Here is a 21,807-nt window from a genome sequence, read left to right on the forward strand (position 1 = left end):
GCCGGTGGGCGATGTGTCCGTCGGCCCACGGGTGGCAGCGGACGCCAGCGCGATGCACTGTTGTCGGTACGGTGCCGTGGTGCATCAGGGAGAAAGCAGCACCGCGCAGCAGATCACCGTCGGAGTCGCGGTCGGAGCCGGGGCGGCCGTCGCCGGTCTGCTCCCGTGGATCATCACCGGGATGCGGCTCCCACTGCAGAACCTGTGGGCGACGCCGACCACCGACCCGTCGGACATGCCGATCGCCCTGCTGCCGTTCAGCCAGTACGCGGTGACGACCATCGCGGCACTGCTGCTCGTCGGGGGAGTCTTCGCCGGCATCGCCGTCCGGGTACTGCGTGCTCGCGGGTCCGTCCGGCGCAGCGGATCGCTCGCGGCGCTCGCCGGGCTGGTCGGGGTGCAGGTCGTGGCCGTCGTCGAGACCGCCGTCGTCACGGGCGCCGGCATGCGGATGGACGGGACGCCGGGTACCGGTGCGGACGTCAGCGCCGCGCAGTTGTACGTCGTCGCGCTCACCGTCGGGTCGCTCGTGTGCGTCGGAGCGGCGGCGGTGCTCGCTGCGCTCGTCGCCCGAGCGGCTCCCGGCGGTGCGCTCGTCGCACTGGCCGTCGGCGCGGTGACGTTCGGGTCGTGGGCGAACACGTTCGTCGTCCCGCCGGTGTCCTCGCCCGGTGACGCGGCGGGCGTCGTCCTCGCGGTGCTGCGGTGGCTGCCGGCCGTGGCGGTCGGTGCGGCGATCGCGTGGACCGGGCTCCGTACGGTCGGTCAGGGCATCGCCGCGCTGATCGCGCTCGGGCTCTTGTGGACGGGGACCGCGGCGATCACGGCGGTGTCGTACGCACTGGGGTCGCGCGTGTACCTGCCGTACCCGCTCGAGATGGTGTCGGCCGGCGCCACGGTCTTCGTGATGGCGATGGGACCGGCGGGAGCGACCCTGGTGCCGCTGCTGGTCGCCGCCGTCATCGGAGTCGCCGGTGCGGTCGTCGTGCGCCTGCGGGACGGACGGCGCCGGTCGGATCCCTGAGCAGGATCGGTGCGGCCAGGTCGAACGGCGCTGGGCGGCCCGTGAACCGGGTCAGCGCGGCCAGGTCGCGACGACCGCCACCGCGTTGAACAGCACGTGCGCCACGATCGCGCCGCCGACGCGGTTCGTCATCGCGACCAGGGTGCCCGTGAGCAGCCCGAGCACGAAGGTCGTCAGGAACACCTGCACCCCACCGAGCGAGGTCGTCGCCGACCCGAGGAAGAGGTGCGACAACGCGAACAGGAACGCCGTCACGAGCACGGCCAGCCAGCGCGTCCGGGGCGTGAGCTCGGCGGCGAGGAGGCGCTGGAACAGCCCGCGGAAGAAGAGCTCCTCGAGCACGGGGCTGACCAGCACGATGCCGACCGCCGACACGAGCAGCAGCCCGATGTCCGGGGTCCCGAGCGACGGCGCGGGCTGCAGGCCGCTCGTCCCGGTGAACGACAGCGCGAGCACGGCGTCGAACACCCGCGTCAGGATCACGACCCCGAGCGCGAACACGAGGTCGCCGAGCTCGATCCGGAAGCGACCGAACAGGTCACGGCCCGAGCGGCGCAGGACCCAGACGATGCCGAGCACGAGCGGCACCCACACCGCAAGGTTGCCGAGCAGCACCTGGAGCACCGGGCCGGGGACGGCACCGCGCAGCGTCAGGCTGCTCACGATCCGGGCGAGCACCACCGCCACGACGAGGGCGACCAGCAGAGCGACGAGGTCGCGTTGCCGTGCGGTCGAGGGCTCGGTGGCGGCCACCTCCGGCTCGGATGTCATGGGGCGAGCGTAGAGGACGACCGACGCAGATCGGCAAGAACAGCCGAGTGAGGCTCAATGGTGTGGCACTATTTGTATGCCGTCTGCTGGGACAAGCCCACGGAACCTGTGTCGGGACCACAGGAACGGCCAGGATCGGGGAAGGCGGGCCGCGTGGAACTGCGCGACTACATCACAGTGCTGCGGAAGAGTTGGGCACTGATCCTCGTGCTCGCCCTGGTGGGCGTCGCGGCGGCGGCAGGTTTCTCCCTGCTGAAGAAGCCGGTGTACTCCGCCGAGGCGCAGGTGTTCGTGTCGACGGAGACGTCGGGCAGCGCCAGCGACCTGGCGCAGGGCAACACCTTCACGCAGCAGCGCGTGCTGACGTACTCGAACCTGGTGTCGACGCCGATCGTGCTCCTGCCGGTCATCTCGTCGCTCGGGCTCGACATGAACGCTGACCAGCTGGCGACGATGGTGTCGGCGACGGCGCCGACGAGCACCACGCTCATCTCGATCACCGTCGAGGGCACCGACCCGGTGCAGGCGACGAACATCGCGAACGCGACCTCGCAGAGCCTGACCAACGTGGTCGAGGAGATCGAGGCCACCGACGAGAACGGCTCGAGCAGCGTCAAGCTGACCCGGGTGAAGCAGGCGCAGGTGCCGAGTTCGCCCGTCAGCCCGAACGTCCCCGTCAACATCGCGCTCGGTCTGCTCGTCGGTCTGGCGCTCGGCGTCGGCATCGCCGTGCTGCGCGAGACGCTCGACAACCGCGTCCGCGTCGAGACCGACGTCGAGAAGATCAGCGACAAGCCCGTCGTCGGTGGCATCGCCTACGACAACAAGGCGTCCGAGCGACCGCTCATCGTGCAGGTCGACCCGCGCAGCCCGCGCGCCGAGTCCTTCCGCACGCTCCGCACGAACCTGCAGTTCCTCGACCTCGGCACCGGCTCGCGCACGTTCGTCATGACGTCGTCGATGCAGTCCGAGGGCAAGAGCACCACCGTCGCGAACCTGGCGATCGCGCTGGACAGCGCCGGCTTCAAGGTCATCCTGATCGACGCCGACCTCCGTCGCCCCCGCGTCGGCGAGTACATGGAGGTGGACGGCTCCGCCGGGCTGACCGACGTGCTCATCGGTCGCGCGAGCCTGGAGGACGTCGCGCAGCCCTGGGGCCGCGGCAACATGGTCGTGCTGCCTGCCGGCCAGATCCCGCCGAACCCGTCGGAGCTCCTCGGCTCGAAGGCCATGCAGGACCTGATCGAGACGCTCGAGCAGCAGTTCGACTACGTGCTCTTCGACGCGCCGTCGCTGCTGCCCGTCACCGACGCCGCGATCCTGTCGAAGAAGGCGTCCGGTGCCATCCTCGCGGTCGCGTCCGGCAAGACCCACAAGGGCCAGCTCGCCGCCGCGGTCGCGTCGCTCGAGAACGTCGGCGCACCGATCGCCGGCTTCGTCATCACGATGATGCCGGTCAAGGGTCCGGGCGCGTACGGCTACGGCCGCTACGGGTACGGCTACGGGTACGGCCTCGACGAAGAGGAACCGCCCCAGAAGTCCACCAAGTCGTCGGGGAAGACCCGCGGCAAGCTCGGCGTGGTCCGCCGCGCGGACCGCTGACGGCGGTCAGGGGATGAGCCAGCGCCGGGGGATCCGAAGCCTCGGGAGCGAGCTGCCGCGGACGACGCTGATCGGGATCGCACTCGTGGTCGTCGCGCTCGTCGTCGTCGACGTCGTCCTGGTGGCGCTGGCGCTGGCGCGCACCGCGCCGGAGGCGCGTGGCGACGCCGGTCCGGTGCCGACGTTCGGGTCGAGCGCGTCAGCGCCGGCGACGCCGGGACCGTCCGCCACCGCGTCCGCAGGACCGACGGCCGACGGGGTGTCGACCCGCCACATGCTGTCCGCGGTCGACGGCCTGGAGGCATGGCGAGCCTCCAGTACGACCTGTGACGTCTCCGAGACGGTGCTGGAGCACACCACCGACGGCGGGCAGGAGTGGTCACCCGTCGCCCTGGGCGACGACGTGCGGACCATCGGGTCGCTGCGTGCGACCGCCGAGGGCCTGTCCGTGCTCGTCGGCGTCGGCGACGAGTGCGCGACCGAGGTCCGCACGAGCACCGACGACGGAGCCACCTGGGTGCTCGGGACCGCCGGTGCCGCCGGCGCAGGTGTGACCGACCAGGGGCTCGTGCTCGGGGATGCAGTCGTGCCCTCGCCGTGCGAGGACCCGCTCGACGCCTTCCGCGGTGACAGTACGACGCTGGTCGCGTGCGCCGACGAGCTGCAGTGGCGCACCGGTACCGGTGCGTGGGTGACCGTGCCGATCGACGGCGTCCGTGCGCTCGCGGTGAACGGGACCGAGTACACGCTCGCCCGCATCGGGACCGACTCGTGCGACGGCGTGCAGATCGAGACGATGCCTGCGTCAGGTGTGACTCGCGCGACGACCACCACGCCGATCGGGTGCAACCCGGTCGCGACCGAGGGCGCGATCGCGCTCGACCGCTCCGGGCAGGACGTCTGGATGTGGACGGGCGACGGTGTCGCGGTGTCGAACGACGGCGGGGCGACGTGGTGACGCGGGGTCGGCGATGACGGCCGAGGCCGTCCACCAGCCCGTCTCCACGGGGAGCACCCGCGAGTGGAGCCGCACGTACTCGCGTCGCGTGCTCGTCACCGACCTGCTGGCGCTGATCTGGGTCGTGTTCGGCGTGCAGATCGCCTGGCTCGGGTTCGACTCGAACCTGATGACGAACACGGCGGACCTGCGCCTGAGCTACTTCGGCATCTCCGTGGTCGTCATCGCCGTCTGGATGATCGGGCTGGCGCTCTACGACACCCGTGGTGACCGCGTCATCGGCGTCGGGAGCACCGAGTACCGGCTGGTCGCGGACTCGAGCGTCCGGGTGTTCGGGCTGATCGCGATCGCTGCCTACCTGCTGCGCGTCGACCTGGCCCGCGGCTACGTGCTCATCGCGTTCCCCGTCGGCATCCTCGTGCTGCTGCTCTCTCGCTGGATGTGGCGCCAGTGGCTCGTCGCCGAGCGGAAGCACGGCGGGTACTCCGCGCGGGTACTGCTCGTCGGCTCGACGGCGAGCGTGCTGCACATCGCACGGGAGCTCGCCCGGGCACCCGAAGCCGGCTACCGTGTGGTCGGCGCGGCCGTGTCCGACGGCACGCGGGGTCTGCTGCCAGGATCCACCGTCGAGAGCCACGGCGGCATCGACGACGTCACGGCAGCCCTGGCGGCGACCGGAGCGGACACCGTCGTCATCACGAGCTCAGACGACCTGCCCCCGGAGCGGGTCCGCCAGCTGAGCTGGTCGCTCGAGCCCGGACGGCAGCATCTGGTCGTCGCGCCGAGCCTGACCGACATCGGCGGCCCGCGGATCCACACCCGCCCGGTGCAGGGCCTCCCGCTCATCCACGTCGAGACTCCGACCTACTCCGGCCGGAAGCTCTACACCAAGCGTGCGTTCGACCTGATCGGATCGGCAGCACTGATCATCGTGCTCTCCCCGGTCCTGCTCGTGCTCGCGTTGCTCGTCAAGGTCACGTCCACTGGGCCCGTGTTCTTCCTGCAGGAGCGCGTCGGACTGAACGGTTCGACGTTCCACATGATCAAGTTCCGGTCGATGGTCGTCGACGCGGAGCAGCGCCTGCAGGAGCTGAGTGCGCTCGACCGGGCCGAGGGCAACACGGTCCTGTTCAAGATGAAGAACGATCCGCGCGTCACGCGCGTCGGTGCCTTCATGCGTCGCTACAGCCTCGACGAGGTGCCGCAGTTGTTCAACGTCCTGGTCGGGAACATGTCGTTGGTCGGCCCGCGGCCCCCTCTCGCCCGTGAGGTCGAACGGTACGACGTGCACGTCCACCGGCGCTTCCTGGTGAAGCCGGGGATGACCGGTCTGTGGCAGGTCAGCGGACGGTCGGACCTGTCATGGGAGGACTCGGTGCGGCTCGACCTGTACTACGTCGAGAACTGGTCGATGGTCGGCGACCTCGTTCTACTCTGGAAAACCATCAAGGCGGTGAGAGGCAGTGCCGGTGCTTATTGACCGCTACGGCCAAATTGACGGCACTAGTCGGAGCCGCCCGGATCCTCTCGCAACCGTTGGCTGGGGGCTGACTCTTTTCGGAGCAGTGTCATTACCTGCGCTAGTCGCACGAATCGGCGAGTTCACAATTTCCGATTTGAGCTTCGTCCTTGGGGCGGTGTGCCTCTTCCTTGCGCGCCGAGAGGGCCCTCGCACCACGTCGCGCAGCCTCCTCCTCGCACTTTTGATGGCAGCGATTGCGGTGATCATCAGCTCCTATCAATCGTCTCATTTCATGGAGAGTTTGCTCGTCGGTTTACGACTCCTCTACGTCTTCAGTATCTGGCAGTGGAGTCTTCGTCGAGTGCTGGTGGATACGTCGCGCGTAGAGCAGATCATTCGAGCGTTCCTGCTCGGAGCGGCGATGTCTTCGCTTGCGGCGATAATGCAGATAGCCTTCCACTTCGACATTCCCGGGTCGCTAGTCATCTTCGGTCGTGCGTCAGGTCTTCAGGGGCATCCGAATGGGCAAGGAGGAGTGCTCGCGGTAGCGCTTCCAATGGCGCTTGCATTGACCTTTCGCAAGAATGGTCGCGCTTCCGCTTTGTTGTATCTGACGCTGTCGGTGGTCGGGCTGATCCTGAGCGGTAGCGTCACAGGCATGCTGGGCGCTGCGGTCGGCGCTGTCGTCGTCGTTCTAGCTGGCCGGAAGAAGATCCTCAAAATAGTCGTGCTAGTCGCTGCAGGTCTATGCGTAACTCTGCTCGTTCAAAATCTTGACAGGCTGTTTCCGGGCGCCGCGTCCCCGCTCAAGCGCTTGGCTGACACCACCGGGAATGGCGTAGGCGACAGCACACTTACGGCGCGGCTCTTGACAGACCAGTTTGCGTGGCAGCGCATCAATGAGCACCCCTTCGGTAGCGTGGGGCTCGCGGCAGCCGATGGCGTGACGTATGACGGGCAGACGCTCACGCACAACTTGTTACTGCTCTCCTGGTACCAGGGCGGTCCGCTCCTGGTCGCCGCTGTGGTCCTTGCTTCAGCTGCAGCCCTCCTTGCCGCGGTTCGGTACCTGCGAATGGGACAATGGCACATCGGGACGGTACTGACAGCTGGTGTTCTCGCTGCACTTGTATTCGCAATGACTGGCCCAGTTCTGTACGACCGTTGGTTTTGGTTCCCATTGCTAGTGTCTATCGCTGCACATCGACAAGCGTCTACGACGAATCGTGACGAGAATCGACCCGGTTTCCTCTCCGAATGAGAAGCTTCATCTCCCAGTATGGCCGATTGATAATTGGCAGGGGCGGCAGCGCGCTCCTTCAGGCGGCCACTCTGGTTGCACTAGCTCGACTCTCGAGTATCAAGGACTTTGGTATATATGCAACCGGTGTTGCTCTAGGCGCGATTTGCATCGGCGTTTTTGGGGCTGGTCTTCCAACGCTTGTCCTGCGTACAGAGGCGAGAGATTCGACGGGCCTTGCGGGATCAGCGCTGATGATCGGCGCATTGGGTGCGGGAGCGACGGGTGGAGTCGTCGCGGTAGTGCTTGCGCTCATCGTTCCCGCGGCTCCTGGCTCGATAATTACAGCAGCGGCTATATTCGCTGCTAGTGAATTGTGGCTGAACCTGGTCCAGAACGTACTGCTCGGTACGCAACAAGAGAAGCTGGCAACGTGGATTATCGTGTTGCGGCGAGCAGTGCCGCTCGCGGTACTCCTTCTCGCCGCGTCTGTAAGTTGGAGCAGTTACGAGGGTTTCTTTCTTGGGTCCATCCTGATCAGCCTGGGCTCCTTACTGGCAGTATGGAGATTTCGACGTCGCGTGACGACTTTGAGAAATCTATGGACACTAGCACGCCATTTTTGGCTAGCAAATATAGCGTCGATGTTCCAACAGCTCGATGTGATCTTTATAAGGCAGGGCATTGGTAATGGGCCTGCTGCGGCTTATGCCGCGGCATTCCGACTAGCGAGCCCTATTCACATCGTCACCACCGCAATTACCGCTAAGCTCGTGCCAGCTCTGGCCGCTGAAGATGATATGGCTCATCGAACAGTACGCCAGCGGAAGTACATGCTGACCGGCGTCGCCTACTCTGTTTTGGTCTTGGTCGCGTCGCCTGCCGCAGGCATAATCGGTCCTGTGCTGCTGGGCGCACAGTACGAGGAATACCATTGGGTATTCGTGCTCACGCTCGTTAATAGCGCCTTCAGTGTGTTGAACCAGATTCAGGCAGCGATCCTCTACGCCTACGGGCGGGCGCGGGTGGTAGCGAGAGCAACGATCATTTCGGTAGTTCTGGGGCTCGCGTTAGTAGTAGTTGGCGCCGCGATCGGAAGCTTGATCATTGCAGTCGCGGGAACCATCTCGATTCAGGTCATCCTGGTCATCTGCCTTGCGGTTCTACTGAGAAAGGGAAATCGATGAGATCTGTTCTGATCGCTTTTGCGGACGATACCTTGGGTGGAACGTCGCGTAGCGCCTTAGGCTGGGGTCAGGCGTATTCAAATGCGGGATGGAAGGTCATGTTCTACGCGATGCGAGGGGTGCACGAATCGCGGGCTGAGGCCTTTCGAGCGGTGGGGCGCTTCGTCGATCCAACGCAGCAGTTCACAACCGACGAGCCGCCTATCCTGGCGCTCCATCACGGAGCTTGGTCGCGGAGGATGAAATCGGAGGTGCTCGAACTCGCAGATTGGACTCAGAGGACGTGGGCTGAACCAGTCGAGCTGATTACGAACAATATTTTCGCAGTTTGCGACGATTTTATAGCGAAGTCGTTCCCGCGCTCGCGTCGAACCACCGCCGTACTAGGCGACTGGGCCGCTGCGCAATATCGCGGAAACATGCTGTTCAAGCCCAAACCGGATGAACTGATCGTTGTCCCGAACCCGCAAGACTCTGATTTCTTCAGACCACCCTCGATCGCGGAACGACGGAATGCGCGGGCGCGACTCGGTCTGACGACTGCCGATAAGACCGTGCTCAGAATCGGATCGCCGCACGACGGTAAGTGGTCAAGGCAATATGTTCGTCTCGAAGGTCAGCTTCGACGAGAGATCCTCCTGCTCGTCGGCGCTCCTACAAAACTGCGGTCCGCGCTAAGCCAGAAGGACAAGGTGCGCCTACTGGCACCGATTGATAACGATACTGCGGTACGTGAGCTGTATTGGGCCGCCGACGTCTTTGCGCACGATGCCGCGCGGGGGGAATCATTCGGCAATGTGCTGCTAGAAGCGCTACTTTGCGGGCTCCCTGTAGTCTACCGGGGTCGGCCATTCAGGGACAATACGCCCTGGGAATTCATCCGTCTCTCTAATTTCAACTACCGTTTTATATCGCGTGCATGGCGCAATGAGGTGTTGGCAAAGCGGCGTGGCAGGATCAACGATTACGACAGCTGTATCTCGCAATACAGCGTCACTTCCCTCACTCGCCTCCTAGTCGATTCGAAGACGATGGGTCGAGCACCGGCGCAGGTTCCCCTACTTGGTAGGCTTGCGGCTTTCTGCCTGCATAATCCGGTCATGGCCGCGGTGAAGCAGTGGAGGCTCGATCGTTTATAGTGCAGACGATCAAGGGGCGAGTGCTGCTAGCTTCGCAAGATGTCTTTGCTGATCCTCTGTGTTCGCGAATCGCTGCTTGAGAACCTTTGCTGGATTGCCTCCAACTATGCTGAACGGAGGAACGTCCCGTACGACGACGCTGCCCGACGCAACGATCGAACCGTCACCGATGGAGATACCGCTCATCACGATTGAGCCGGCTCCGATCCAAACGTCAATACCAATGTGCACTGCGTCTTTTCGGGACGCAGCGCGGTCGCCCACCCAGGTGCCGCGTACGATCGGAACGCCGATGTCGGATGACAGATGATCGGATCTGCCTACGATCTGTACTCCCATGCCGATCAGGGCCCAGTCGCCAATGGTTCCATCCACCTGAACGATTGAGCGTGGCCCGATACTTACATTGTTCCCGATGGTGAGTCCATGGGGCGCACTGATGACGCAGGAACGTCCCACTCTGAAATGGCTGCCGTATCGTACGTTCTCGTGAACGTTAAGTCTGCGGAGTATCTCTCGGGCCAAGCCGCGCGCGGGCCCGATAAGACCGGACCGCGCCGACACCCGTTGTCTGTTGTCGTTCAAGGGTGATTTCCCTCCAGTGCTTGAATGAGCCCCTCAGCCATTCGTTCGGCAGAGTAGTTGTCTCGGACGGTTTGACTCAATTCGTCTCGAAGGACAGTCGTTTCAGCGCTACGGACGCGCCTCAACGCACCTGCGAGACTGCTAGGGTCGTCAGAATCAAACCACTCGGCGTTCATCTCGGTAGCTAGTTCCACTTCTGGCGAATGCGGCTCGCGTCGTGCGATACAGATGGGTACTCCGAAACCGATGGTTTGCGTGATTTGAAGTCCAACAAAGCCTGGTGAGACTGAAGTGAACGCGCGCGAGTAGATTTCCCTCAAATCGTTTGGGCTGTTCTTCCACCCATGGAAGATGACCCTGGAAGATATACCGAGGGCATCGGCAAGGCTTCGGAGGTGAGCTTCTTCGCCGCCGCCGCCCACGAGTTCAAGTTGCACTTCGTTGTCCTCCTGCGCCAGAACCGCGAAGCCTCGAATCAGGAGGTCTACTTTCTTTGACTGAACGAACCGACCTACGTAAAGCACCGAGTTTCGCTGCGGCGCATCCTCCACGAAAATGTCGCGCTTGAAGTACAACGCGTTGGACGCGACGAAGACCGGCTGCTTAGGTAATTCGAGTTTCGCCAGTTCTTTAGAGGAATAGGTGTATACGATCGTACCTGTCGCCAGCCGTCTCATTAGAAGTCTCAGATGAGCCGTCTTTGAGGTGGGCCCATTCTGGCCATGCAGATGGCCCCATACGGCCGTTGGCCTGCGTAAGAGTCGACGCACTACGAGAAGTAACCAAGCGGTGAGGGAGCGAGGATTCAAGTCGACTATGAGGCTGGCAGCCCGAGCGGCGGCCAGGAGATGATCCGTCTGAAGGAACACGCGGCCGCGCCACCGCAGCATTCTGGTTTCGGAAAACCACGCGGCGGGAATCCCGGTGCGGACAGTCGAATCAAGATGTGCTTCAGAAACCCAGATCTTGACATCTTCTCGCAAGACTAAACGCAGGTACTCAATGCAAGCGTTGCGGTAGGAAGGTAAAACCGCTAAGTACAATCCGAATTTCACTGGTTCAGGCATGACGATTCCGGCCCCCAATCTGCTCGCGGGTCTTCAAACCGATCTGCCAGTAGTAATGAGCGAGGGCGAAGGCGTAATCGAAGCCCGCGCGGCCATCTAGGAAACCTAGCCGTGCCACATATGAATAGACGAAAAAGAGTAGAGGCTTGAAGGGTACGGCCGCGAACGCTTTACCTTGCCTCGAGCGGTATCTATTGGCGGCGGTAGATTTGGCTGCTGCCAAATGGGCCTCCCAGTCGGAGTACCTATTGTGGCGATCAAACCAGGTGCGTACTGGGTCGAGATCTTCGTGACGAAGCCGACCGCGGAGCCGTTCCACGCGACCGTGCGCCGTTGGCTGGTAGTGGCCCTCAAGCTCGCCCATGCCGGGCGCATTGAGATCGTCTATCACGGGGAAGCGCACCCCCTTGCGGTTGACAAGGGCACGTTTTTGAACGCGGTGTCCATGTCGCAGAGGACGTTGCGCAAAGTAGTAAAGAAGATGTAAATCATACGCCGCAGGCCGCTGTTCCTCTGGCCGGTTCATGGCGCGCCGCATGCTCTCGATGAGTTGCTCATCGGGAGTCTCGTCAGCATCTAGGAAGAGGATCCAATCGTGCCTAGTTTCTACGTTATCCAGCTGCCACTGCTTCTTCTTAGGATAACGCCCGTTCCAGTCGAACTCAACGACCTCCGCACCCATTCGCCGCGCCACATCGATCGTTTCGTCAGTGCTCCTTGAATCAACGACGATCACCTGGTCGAAATCCCCGAGAGCGCGAAGGCACGCTTCAATCCCGATCGCTTCGTTCTTCGTCTGCACCAGCACGGTAACAGGTATCTTGGTATTCATTATCTCCCGAGTTCGGATCTGCTTCTCGCGGTCCAATAAAGAGCAACTGCAGTCGGCAAAGTATCGGTTCCGACTTGCGAAACAGTAGCGTGGCGGAGCGTCATTGCACGGCTGAGTCCGGCAGGACGCTGGTCGCTCGACGGCTCATTCCATGACGAAGCGCCATCCCTGGTGACCGGCGGGATTGCCGCCGGAGATTGAATTGGCAGGAACGTCTCGGTTGACGACGCTCATCGGAGTTATCAATGCGGACCGGCCAATCGTGACGCCGCCGCTGACCATGCAGCGGGAAGTCACCCAGACTCCGTCCTCGATGACGATTGGGCGGGTTATAAGCGCCATGTTTCTGCGGTGAGCGTGGCTTCCCGTCGTGAGAAAGGTATCTTGCGATAGGACGACGTCTGCGCCGATAATAACTTTGTCCTGGTTATGGAACCAGACGCCCTCCCCTATCCAACTTCCGGCGCCTACCGACAACTTCCAAGGAAATCGGACGCGGGTTCTCGGGCGGAACACTACGCCGCGGGCAATATTCGCCCCGAACAGTCGCAGCCCCCAGATGCGGATCCTAGAGCTAATCTGCCAAGGGTTCGTAACAAGTAGCAGCTCTACGACGTGCCACAATAGGACTACCAATATCGGTCGGTCCCAAGTTGTGCGCTCACCCGGCGCTTCTCTCAGCGGGATGACCGGGGGCGTAGTCGGCTGGCTTTGTTTAGAAGGGTTTCCCACACTGACTCCCCGCTTGATGCGCTGTGGGAGCCGCTTGCCCCCTCGTGAGCATACTTGCTCCGCAAGAGTTCCGAGGCATGCTCGCGCAAAGTAGGGCAGGTTCCCTGCTCCGGGTTTGAGTAGCTAGTGATCGTTCGACCGTGGCCTGCGACACGCCCGCTCCTGTAGCTCGCCTGGTGGCAGCGCGCGTGTGGCGGAGGAGCGCGGTCGCCTTACCCACAGTGATTTCGGGTCTGCCTTAGTGCTGCTGTTCGGTTTCGGCCATGCTTCTGGGGTTGAGCCCACGAGCCCCGACCCGGGTCGACTGAATCGGCTGGAGGCGCGCGCGGTGGTGCAGTGGTGGTCGCCGAAACGGTGCGGCGCCGTAAAGCGCGCCCGCGTGTCGCGTTCCGGTCCGGAACGTGGCTGCGGGGGCAGCAGAAGCTGGGACGGGTACAGGCGATTGGTGTCGCATGGCGGCGGCACGAGACGAGATGAGGAGTCGCCTTCGCCTGGCGAGGCGTGAGGAATAGAAGCGCTGTCCGATCACCTCCGACGCGGTTGCGGTCTGAGGCGAGCACTCCGCCTGACGCAACCATCGGCATCAATCTTCTGTGCGTGCCAGGGTACTGACTGTGCGCGACAGGGCCCGGATCGGCAATGCCGGACCGTCAACGTGAAGTGCTGTAGGCGGGCTCGTGCGGTCTGTGGCGATCGACGGGGTCCTCGCTCGTTGAGACGCGGCTGCAGATTGTCAAGTGCGCCTGGGCGACCGCGGGCGCCTACCTCGCAGGAGCGCGGGTCAAACTGAGGACCTGTTATCATTGCGTGTGCATAGAGCGGGATCCGTGACGATCGTCGGGCTCAACTACAGGCCCGAATCAACGGGGATCGCCCCCTATACGAGCGGATTAGCCAGGGAGCTCGCGTCTCGGTCTTGGCGCGTCCGGATGCTGAGTGGCTTCCCGCACTACCCGCAGTGGAGCTTCGATGACGAACCGATCCCGCGTTCGCGGACCTCCATCGAGGACGGGGTGATGGTTGTCAGGCGCCGGCATCGGCTCCCGTCGAAGCCCGGGGGAGTTGCGCGCGCCGTCTCTGAACTGTCTTTCGGCGTCGCGGCGGTTTGCACACGCTTCGCGAAGCCAGACGTCGTCGTCCTGGTCTCACCTGCGCTCATCTCGTCCGCAGTGGCGCTGGTGAAGGCGCGTCTCGTGACGCGGCGTCCGGTCGTAGTTTGGGTGCAGGATCTCTACACTCTTGGTCTTCGGGAGCTCGGCGTCGGACGTCCTGGTCTGTCAAGCCGGCTCATCGGTGCGATCGAGAAGTGGACACTGCGGTCTGCCGATGCGGTCGTCGTGATTCACGAGCGGTTCCGCGACACTGTCGTCGAGGAGCTCGGTGTTCGTCCTGCTTCAGTCGAGGTCGTCCGGAACTGGTCCCACCTCGACGACGGCTGGCAGGTCGATCGCGACGCATCACGCGCGGCCCTCGGCTGGGACCCGTCGGAGTTCGTCGTCCTGCATGCGGGGAACATGGGTGTGAAGCAAGGCCTCGAGAACGTGGTGGACGCGGCTCGCCTCGCAGCTGCGACCGGTTCGCGAGTGCGCTTCGTCCTGCTCGGAGACGGGAACCAACGATCGACCCTTGCTGAACTCGCCGCCGGGGTGGCCAACGTGGAGATGATTGCCTCTCTCCCTGACGACCAGTTCCGCGATGCGCTCGCTTCCGCTGATGCGCTGCTGGTGAACGAACGTGCTGGAGTTGCGGGCATGGCTGTCCCGAGCAAGCTCACTTCGTACTTCAGCACAGGGCTGCCAGTCATCGCCGCCACAGACCCGGGCAGTGTCACCGAGAGTGAGGTACTCCTCGCGGGAGCGGGGCCAGTTGTGCCCGCCGGCGACCCGCAGGCTCTGCTTGACGCAGCGGTCGCGCTCGCCGGAGACGCTCAGCGGGCCCGTGCGATGGGCGCGTCTGGTCGACGGTTCCGGACCGAGCGTCTGACGGCAGCGGCCTCGTTCGATACATTTGCTCAGCTGTTGGAGACGCTGGCGAGAGGCCGCCGCTCAACCGCCACTAGGGAATCGGGGACTGCTTGACCAAGCGCGCGCTCATCACGGGCATCACCGGACAGGACGGGTCGTACCTGGCCGAACTTCTGCTTCGCAAGGGGTACGAGGTGCACGGCGTCATCCGTCGTGCGTCGACGTTCAACACCTCGCGCATCGACCACCTCTACGTCGACCCCCACAACCCCGACGCGAAGCTCTTCCTGCACTACGGGGACCTCGGCGACGGTGCCCGTCTCGTGAGCCTCCTCGGTGAGTTGAAGCCCGACGAGGTCTACAACCTCGCCGCGCAGTCGCACGTGCGCGTGTCCTTCGACGAGCCCGAGCACACCGGTGACGTCACGGGCGTCGGATCGATGCGCATGCTCGAGGCCGTCCGCATGTCCGGTATCCACACGCGCTTCTACCAGGCGTCGTCGTCCGAGATGTTCGGCGCGACCCCACCGCCGCAGAACGAGGAGACCCCGTTCTGGCCGCGCTCGCCGTACGGTGCCGCAAAGGTCTACAGCTACTGGGTGACTCGCAACTACCGCGAGGCGTACGGCATGTTCGCCGTCAACGGCATCCTCTTCAACCACGAGTCCCCTCGTCGTGGTGAGACGTTCGTGACGCGCAAGATCACGCGCGCAGTTGCCCGGATCAAGGCGGGCATGGAAGACCACGTCTACCTCGGCAACCTCGACTCAGTCCGGGACTGGGGGTACGCGGCGGAGTACGTCGAGGGCATGTGGCGCATGCTGCAGGCGGATGAACCGGACGACTTCGTCCTCGCGACCGGCGGGAACTTCACCGTCAAGGACTTCCTGTCGACGGCGTTCACCCACGCCGGGCTGAACTGGGAGGACCACGTGCGGTTCGACGAGCGGTACCTCCGCCCGAGTGAGGTCGACGCCCTGGTCGGCGACGCGTCGAAGGCGAAGGAGAAGCTCGGTTGGGAGGCCACGGTCGACACCGCGGAGCTCGCTCGGATCATGGTCGACGCGGACATCGAAGCGCTCCAGCACGAGGGTCGGCCCTGGATCGACACCGTCAAGCTCGCGAGCTGGGAGTCCTGATGGCGGCCGAGTTCACCCCAGGGCCGCTCGATCGTGACGACCGCGTCTACATCGCTGGACACCGTGGTCTCGTCGGGTCGGCGGTCCAACGGAAGTTCGCAGCAGAAGGCTTCACCGATCTGATCGGACGGACCTCGTCCGAACTCGACCTCAAGGACCGTGTCGCCGTCTTCGACTTCTTCGCGCAGGAGCAACCGAAGCACGTCGTCCTGGCGGCGGCCAAGGTCGGTGGCATCCTCGCCAACGACACGTACCCGCACGACTTCCTGAGCGAGAACCTGCAGATCCAGGTCAACGTCATGGACGCGGCCGTCGAGCATGGTGTCGAGCGTCTCGTGTTCCTCGGATCGTCCTGCATCTACCCGAAGCTGGCGGAACAGCCGATCCAGGAGGACTCCCTCCTCACCGGGCACCTCGAACCGACCAACGACGCGTACGCGATCGCGAAGATCGCCGGGATCCTGCAGGTGCAGGCGGTACGACGTCAGCACGGTCGTTCCTGGATCTCCGCCATGCCGACCAACCTCTACGGGCCGGGCGACAACTTCTCGCCCAAGGGGTCGCACGTGCTGCCCGCCCTCATTCGTCGGTACGACGAAGCGGTGCAGCAGGGTGTCCACCAGGTGGAGAACTGGGGCACTGGGTCACCCCGCCGCGAGTTCCTGCACGTCGACGACATGGCCTCGGCTGTCCTCCACCTCATTGAGCACTACGACGGCCCGGACCAGGTGAACGTCGGTACGGGGTCGGACGTCACGATCCGGGAGATCGCCGAGACCATCGCGAGGGTCGTCGGCTTCGAGGGCGAGACGGTCTGGGACACGTCCAAGCCCGACGGGACCCCGCAGAAGCTCCTCGACGTGTCCAAGCTCGCCGAAGCGGGTTGGACCGCGCAGATCGGGCTCGAGGAGGGCCTCCGCAGCACCATCGATTGGTACCGCGAGCACGCGGACTCGGTTCGGCAGTGACCTCGGTCGGACATGAGGGACCGTAGGATTACCCCATGTCCGACCAGCCCGAGTCGCGACGCGCTGCAGTGAGCCGGGGGTCCGGGGCCCGCGTCGTGCTGTGGACCGTCCTGGCCGTCGTCCTCCTGCTGATCCTCGCCGTCGTCTGGGTGGGGGTGCGCGGTGTGCTCGCCAAGGGGCATCTCGAACGCGCGGTGTCCGACGTCAGCACGCTGCGGTCGCAGTTGACGGACGCGGACACGAGCGCGGCGCAGCAGACCGCAAGACACCTGGAGGACGAGGCGTCCGCTGCCCGGTCACTCACCGGCGACCCGGTGTGGGGCGCAGCCCAGTACGTCCCGTTCTTCGGGACGAACCTGCGTGCTGTGCGCGAGGTCGCCAAGGTTGTCGACGACGTGGCCGACGGTGCGGTGAGTCCCGTCGCCAGCGTCGTCGGTGGACTCGGCGTCAACTCGTTCGCGCCGAAGGACGGCAAGATCGACCTCGATCCGCTCGTCACGGCACAGCCGGCGGTCGCGCAGGCGGCCGAGACGCTGACCAAGGCCGACCGCGATGCGCAGGCGATCGACACGAGCGGCACGCTCTCGCCGGTGACCTCTGCGGTCAACCAGCTGCGGAACGCCGTGCAGTCCGCGTCGACGCAGGTCGACACGGCCAACCGTGTCGTGCAGCTCGCACCGGCGATGCTCGCTCGCGACGGTGAACGCAACTACGTGCTCCTGTTCCAGAACAACGCCGAGCTCCGCGCCGGTGGGGGTATCCCGGGGGCCGTCGCGCTGCTCAAGGTGCAGGACGGGTCGATCAAGCTCGAGAATCAGGCTGCGGGTGCGTCCTTCGGCCCCTACGAGCAGCCGGTGCTTCCGCTCGAGGCGGACACGGCCAGCCTGTACGGGGACATCACGGGCAGGTACATGCAGGACGTCAACCTCACGCCCCGCTTCGACGTGTCAGCACAGCTCGCCCGCGAGATGTGGAAGCAGAAGTTCGGGCAGGAGGTCGACGGGGTCCTCGCGATGGACCCGGTGACGCTGAGCTACATGCTCCGGGCGACCGGGCCGGTCCAGCTGGCAACAGGTGACACGCTCACTGCGGACAACGCCGTCCAGCTGTTGCTGAGCGACGTCTACACGAAGTACTCGGACCCCGCGGTGCAGGACGCGTTCTTCGCCTCGGCCGCGAGCGCGGTCTTCGACAAGGTGTCGAGCGGGGGCTTCGACGCGAAGCAGTTCATCGGAGCGCTGACGAAGGGAACCGATGAAGGTCGACTCCGGCTGTGGAGCGCGACGAAGGACGAGCAGCGGCAGCTCGACGGGACGCCGTTGGCCGGCGAGCTCCCCGCCGCATCGCGGGAGACCCGGCAGTTCGGCGTCTACCTGAACGACGGCACCGGTTCGAAGATGGACTACTACCTCGACAAGACCATCTCGGTCGGATCGTCGGTCTGCAGGAAGGACGGCCGTCCGACCTCCGTGGTCGAGGTAACCCTGAAGAACACGGCTCCAACCGATGCCGCCACGAGTCTCCCCGAGTACGTCACCGGCGGTGGCAGCTTCGGTACCGAGCCCGGGAAGATCAAGACCCTCGTTGCCGTCTACGCGCCGGAGAACGCCATCTACCTCGGCTCGACGCAGGACGGCAAGCAGGTCGGCGTGCAGACGGCAACTGACGGCGGGCACCCGGTCACGCAGCTGCAGACGCTGCTCGCGCCGGGGGAGAGCACGACCTTCCGCGTCGCGTACCTCGGCGACGCCAAGTTCGCGAACGCCGGCGTCGAGGCGATCTCGACGCCCGGCGTCAAGCAGGGCAAGGTTCAGCCCCTGCGGTTCGAGTGCAAGGAGCCGGTCCCCGCGGGCTGAGCGCGAACCATACGTCCGCCTCCCGTGCACGGAACGGAGGTGACGGCGTGTCGAGCCGTGCAGCGCGGTCCGTGTTGTCCCCAGAGTGGGGGGTTCGGGACTTTTCTGAGCACGCGGTTCAGCCGGTCACAGGTACAGACCGAGCGACGGGAGACACGGGGACAACCTGTCGCATAGCGCCTCTGAACTGGGACTTTAATTCCGCTACCTCACCCCGCGCAGGGGGCGCAGACGCCCCTCAGCTGTCCCTCCTGCGCACCGGGATCGGGTCGATCTCGAAAAAGTTTCGGATCTGGTGGCAACAACCTGAGGATTCCCGCTAGATTGAGGGAACTTCGCCATAGCGACCGCTTGCTCCTTCACGGCTTGCGTTTGGGGGGAGTGCCACGGGCTCTGGGCGTCAGGGTCTGCAGGATCAGATTCTTAGGGGAAACACTTCATGAAGAAGCTCATCGCAGCTGCCGTCCTCGCGGGCGCAGCGTTCATCGCCATCCCGACCGCGGCGAACGCTGCCGGCTACGCGCCGGACTCGAGCGTCTCCGTCTCGGGCACCTACAGCGCGGGCGGCACCGCCAACGTCAGCTTCACCGACGGTGCGTTCCAGAACGGCGAGACCGTCAACGTCCAGGTGACCGGCGCCGGCGCCGTGACCCTCGGTGCGCTGCCGACCACGACGGTCTCGAAGGCATACACGGCTTCGCCGACCGGCGCGCTCGTCGTCAAGGTCACCTTCCCGGCCGGCGCTTCGGGTACCTACAACCTGACCGCCACGGGCGCCACCTCGGGCGTCGTCGGCCTCGCCTCGTTCACCGTCGCCCCCGGCGACACCGCCGTCACGGTCGGCTCGAACGGCAACTCCGGCACCCCCGGCCAGCTCGCCTTCACCGGTGGCACCATCTCGACGCTCGGCCTCTGGGCTGCCGGCGGCGCCATCGTCCTCGGTGGTGGCCTCCTGGTCGCCCGCAAGTCGGTCCGTCGTCAGAACGACGCCGCCTGAGCGCAGCTGAACTGAACGAAGCCCCCGGCACCTCGGTGCCGGGGGCTTCGTGCTGTCGTCGATGGAGGAACGAGGACGGATCAGGTCGGGCGGCTCAGGTGACGACGAGGGCGATCGCCACGACGGCGATCACGACGAGCGGCGCGACGATCCACAGCCACCAGGGGAAGGTCGACGGCCGGCGGTAGGGGCGATGGTGCTTCCGATCGGGGTTCGGGTCCATGCGCTGACCGTAGGCCGCGCACAGGCCGAGCGGTTCGTCCGTCGTCAGATCGTCACACTGCGGCCCGCGACTGTCCGCCAGCCGCGCTCACGCGGGCCCGCCCCAGCACCACGATCCCCAGCAGGACCCCGAGCACCGCTCCGGAGGTGTTCGACAGCACGTCGTCCACCGACGCGAACCGCGCTGGCAGGAACAGTGCCTGCACCGTCTCGATCGCGCAGCTCGCCAGGAACCCGCCGAGCATGCCGACCCACCACGCGCGTGCCCCGAAGAGCAGCAGCACGAAGAACCCGAACGGCACGAAGAAGAGCACGTTCGCGGTGAACTCGACCGATCCGTAGTCGAGCCACTGCGGAGCGCCGAGACGGTGCCCCGCGGCGATCGCTCGCGTCAGCCACGGGTGGATCCCGCGGTCGACGGGGGAGCCCGCCGTCGCCACGAGCACCACCAGGAGCGCGTAGGCGGCCGCGAGCGTCCACGCCACCCGCCTCGTTCGTCCCGACGCGTGCGCGGCGCTGTGTCGCGCGTGCCATGCTGCGTCGAGCAGCGCCCCGATGGCGACCCCGACGAGACCCGCGAGCACGACGGACCGGAACCGCTCGCCCGGGGTGGAGGACTGTGCCGCCACGACGACGGCGGCCGCCAGCACGACGACGGCGCTCACAAGGGCGCGTCCCGCCACCCCGGCCGGCCGGGAGGCCCGGCTCGCCCCCGCCAGCAGCACCGGCAGCAGGGCGGTCAGCAGGGTCACAGCGATCGCGGCCACGAAGCCGTCACCGAGCGTCAGGGTGCCGTGCCCGAGCGCGCGCAGCGCGCCCACGAGGTGGAGCAGCGCGGACCGGAGCCGGTCCGCGAGGCCGGGCACCAGCAGGACCGCGCCCACGAGCACGACCGCAGCCACCATCCCGCTCCGCACGATCGTGGTCCTCGTCCTGGTGCTCATCGGGAACGACGCTAGTGGGCCGCGCCTCCCGTCCGGGTTGGACGCGAGGGGACCTCGCGAACCCACAGGAACCGGTTCATCCACGGAACGAGTACCCCGATCGTGCACCTGTACCCCGTTCCCGTGTCCCGCGGCCCCGGAAATCCGGGGCTGTACCCCGATCCGTATGCACGAAACCCGTGAATGGACGGGCATCGCTGGCGTCCCCGGGGGACGTTCTCGTACGGTTGCACCATCACCTGATGTACCCCGGATCGCGAAGGAGAGCGACATGAGCACCACCGTCACCACGGACACCCGCGAGGTCACCCTCGACACCGACACGGTCGACGTCATCGCGATCCTCGAGGCCGAGGCAGAGCACTCCGGCCGCGCAGCACGTGCCAAGACCACGTGGACGCAGGAGGACGACGGCGAGTGGGTCGCCAACTACGGCGGCTACTTCGGCGGCAGCGTCGACAAGCGCGACGGCCGCTACGTGGCCTCGGACACCTTCGGACTCGTCGTCGGCGAATTCGCCACGCTCGAAGAAGCCCAGACGAAGCTCTCGGACCAGCTCCACGTGATGCTGCCGGCCGTGATCCGTCCGGTCGCGTAGTGCCCGACGACCATCCGGCCCTCGCGGCCAGCACCACCAGCCAGACCCGTACCACCAGCACGACCCGAACCACCAGCACCGTCCAGCACCACAGCAGCACGAGGAGCACCACCATGAGCACCAGCGTCGCCAACAGCCAGCAGGCCGAGGTGACCGTGGACACGGCGACCATCGAGGTCATCACCGGCATCGCTGCCGGCGTCGTGTCCCCCGATGCACCGGCCCGGGCGCACGTCGTCTGGTCCGAGGCCGACGCGGGGCTCTGGGCGGCGAACTACGGCGGCTACTACGGCGGCGTGATCGACCAGCAGGGCGCACACTTCTTCGTGTCCGACACCTTCGGTCAGTACGTCGGCGACTTCCGCTCGCTGCACGAGGCGCAAGACCGTCTCGCCGAGCGGCTCCACCAGCTGCTGCCGGACGTGCGCCGCACGCTCGACTGAGCAACGATCCGACCGGGAGGCCCGGGGGGGGGGCGCCCCCCCGCCGCCGCGCCCCCCCCCGCCCCGCGCCGGGCGGC

At 65.4% G+C, this 21,807-nt stretch carries 19 protein-coding genes and 1 pseudogene; 14 read left to right on the top strand and 6 right to left on the bottom strand.

What is annotated here, in order from left to right:
• Nucleotides 1-79 precede the first annotated feature (79 nt).
• Entirely contained in the window at nt 80-1,024 is a 945-nt protein-coding gene (locus PIJ49_RS12430) for a hypothetical protein (RefSeq protein ID WP_271826722.1), read from the top strand.
• 51 nt (nt 1,025-1,075) lie between these two features.
• Here PIJ49_RS12430 and PIJ49_RS12435 read toward each other — a convergent pair whose 3' ends face one another.
• Complete coding sequence (locus PIJ49_RS12435; RefSeq protein ID WP_271826723.1) at nt 1,076-1,795, bottom strand: CPBP family intramembrane glutamic endopeptidase; 720 nt, start codon at nt 1,793-1,795, stop codon at nt 1,076-1,078.
• 153 nt (nt 1,796-1,948) lie between these two features.
• Between PIJ49_RS12435 and PIJ49_RS12440 the strand changes: the two genes are divergently transcribed.
• The 6 genes from PIJ49_RS12440 (at nt 1,949) to PIJ49_RS12465 (ending at nt 9,383) form a co-directional block, all read left to right on the top strand.
• On the top strand, nt 1,949-3,397 hold the full coding sequence (locus PIJ49_RS12440; protein WP_271826724.1) for a tyrosine-protein kinase domain-containing protein: 1,449 nt from the start codon (nt 1,949-1,951) through the stop codon (nt 3,395-3,397).
• Nucleotides 3,398-3,410: 13 nt separating this feature from the next.
• Nucleotides 3,411-4,355, top strand: coding sequence for a beta propeller repeat protein (locus PIJ49_RS12445; RefSeq protein WP_271826725.1), 945 nt, complete (start codon nt 3,411-3,413; stop codon nt 4,353-4,355).
• A gap of 13 nt (nt 4,356-4,368) precedes the next feature.
• On the top strand, nt 4,369-5,835 hold the full coding sequence (locus PIJ49_RS12450) for a sugar transferase (RefSeq protein ID WP_271826726.1): 1,467 nt from the start codon (nt 4,369-4,371) through the stop codon (nt 5,833-5,835).
• 136 nt (nt 5,836-5,971) lie between these two features.
• Complete coding sequence (locus tag PIJ49_RS12455) at nt 5,972-7,078, top strand: O-antigen ligase family protein (protein WP_271826727.1); 1,107 nt, start codon at nt 5,972-5,974, stop codon at nt 7,076-7,078.
• Complete coding sequence (locus tag PIJ49_RS12460) at nt 7,075-8,244, top strand: lipopolysaccharide biosynthesis protein (protein WP_271826728.1); 1,170 nt, start codon at nt 7,075-7,077, stop codon at nt 8,242-8,244. Before PIJ49_RS12455 ends, PIJ49_RS12460 begins: the two co-directional genes overlap by 4 nt.
• 98 nt (nt 8,245-8,342) lie before the next feature.
• A complete protein-coding gene (locus PIJ49_RS12465) occupies nt 8,343-9,383 on the top strand; it encodes a glycosyltransferase (protein WP_271826729.1) in 1,041 nt (346 codons plus the stop codon).
• Between the two features lie 66 nt (nt 9,384-9,449).
• On the opposite strand, the pseudogene PIJ49_RS16995 reads toward PIJ49_RS12465, so the two are convergent.
• The 3 genes and pseudogenes from PIJ49_RS16995 to PIJ49_RS12480 all read right to left on the bottom strand — a co-directional run.
• Nucleotides 9,450-9,608: pseudogene (locus PIJ49_RS16995) on the bottom strand (DapH/DapD/GlmU-related protein); the annotation flags it as partial.
• A 356-nt stretch (nt 9,609-9,964) separates the two neighbouring features.
• The gene (locus PIJ49_RS12475) at nt 9,965-11,035 is read right to left on the bottom strand and encodes a glycosyltransferase family 4 protein (RefSeq protein ID WP_271826731.1); all 1,071 of its coding nucleotides are present in this window, start codon (nt 11,033-11,035) and stop codon (nt 9,965-9,967) included.
• Nucleotides 11,028-11,837, bottom strand: a complete 810-nt coding sequence (locus tag PIJ49_RS12480; RefSeq protein ID WP_271826732.1) for a glycosyltransferase family 2 protein — start codon at nt 11,835-11,837, stop codon at nt 11,028-11,030. The genes PIJ49_RS12475 and PIJ49_RS12480 overlap by 8 nt, the downstream gene beginning before the upstream one ends.
• Before the next feature lie 1,589 nt (nt 11,838-13,426).
• Here PIJ49_RS12480 and PIJ49_RS12490 point away from each other — a divergent pair.
• The 5 genes from PIJ49_RS12490 (at nt 13,427) to PIJ49_RS12510 (ending at nt 19,523) form a co-directional block, all read left to right on the top strand.
• Nucleotides 13,427-14,677, top strand: coding sequence for a glycosyltransferase family 4 protein (locus tag PIJ49_RS12490; protein ID WP_271826734.1), 1,251 nt, complete (start codon nt 13,427-13,429; stop codon nt 14,675-14,677).
• On the top strand, nt 14,674-15,702 hold the full coding sequence (gene gmd / locus PIJ49_RS12495; RefSeq protein WP_271826735.1) for a GDP-mannose 4,6-dehydratase: 1,029 nt from the start codon (nt 14,674-14,676) through the stop codon (nt 15,700-15,702). The genes PIJ49_RS12490 and gmd overlap by 4 nt, the downstream gene beginning before the upstream one ends.
• Nucleotides 15,702-16,670 (top strand): GDP-L-fucose synthase family protein, encoded by a 969-nt coding sequence (locus PIJ49_RS12500; RefSeq protein WP_271826736.1) that lies wholly within the window; start codon nt 15,702-15,704, stop codon nt 16,668-16,670. The genes gmd and PIJ49_RS12500 overlap by 1 nt, the downstream gene beginning before the upstream one ends.
• Before the next feature lie 35 nt (nt 16,671-16,705).
• Nucleotides 16,706-18,526: a DUF4012 domain-containing protein gene (locus PIJ49_RS12505; protein ID WP_271826737.1), complete on the top strand. Its 1,821-nt coding sequence runs from the start codon at nt 16,706-16,708 to the stop codon at nt 18,524-18,526.
• A 439-nt stretch (nt 18,527-18,965) separates the two neighbouring features.
• Entirely contained in the window at nt 18,966-19,523 is a 558-nt protein-coding gene (locus PIJ49_RS12510) for a hypothetical protein (RefSeq protein ID WP_251155392.1), read from the top strand.
• Nucleotides 19,524-19,617: 94 nt separating this feature from the next.
• On the opposite strand, the gene PIJ49_RS12515 is transcribed toward PIJ49_RS12510, so the two are convergent.
• Both PIJ49_RS12515 and PIJ49_RS12520 read right to left on the bottom strand, forming a co-directional pair.
• Complete coding sequence (locus PIJ49_RS12515; RefSeq protein ID WP_268746769.1) at nt 19,618-19,746, bottom strand: hypothetical protein; 129 nt, start codon at nt 19,744-19,746, stop codon at nt 19,618-19,620.
• Between the two features lie 52 nt (nt 19,747-19,798).
• Nucleotides 19,799-20,689, bottom strand: coding sequence for a VanZ family protein (locus PIJ49_RS12520; protein WP_271826738.1), 891 nt, complete (start codon nt 20,687-20,689; stop codon nt 19,799-19,801).
• Nucleotides 20,690-20,960: 271 nt separating this feature from the next.
• On the opposite strand from PIJ49_RS12520, the gene PIJ49_RS12525 reads away from it, so the two are divergent.
• Nucleotides 20,961-21,287 carry a hypothetical protein gene (locus tag PIJ49_RS12525; protein ID WP_271826739.1) on the top strand — a complete coding sequence of 109 codons (327 nt, stop codon included), beginning with the start codon at nt 20,961-20,963 and terminating at the stop codon, nt 21,285-21,287.
• 113 nt (nt 21,288-21,400) lie between these two features.
• Nucleotides 21,401-21,730: a hypothetical protein gene (locus tag PIJ49_RS12530; RefSeq protein ID WP_209684057.1), complete on the top strand. Its 330-nt coding sequence runs from the start codon at nt 21,401-21,403 to the stop codon at nt 21,728-21,730.
• Nucleotides 21,731-21,807: the final 77 nt, after the last annotated feature.

It is taken from the genome of Curtobacterium uvaldense, from assembly GCF_028307415.1.
In the GTDB taxonomy this organism is placed as follows: domain Bacteria; phylum Actinomycetota; class Actinomycetes; order Actinomycetales; family Microbacteriaceae; genus Curtobacterium.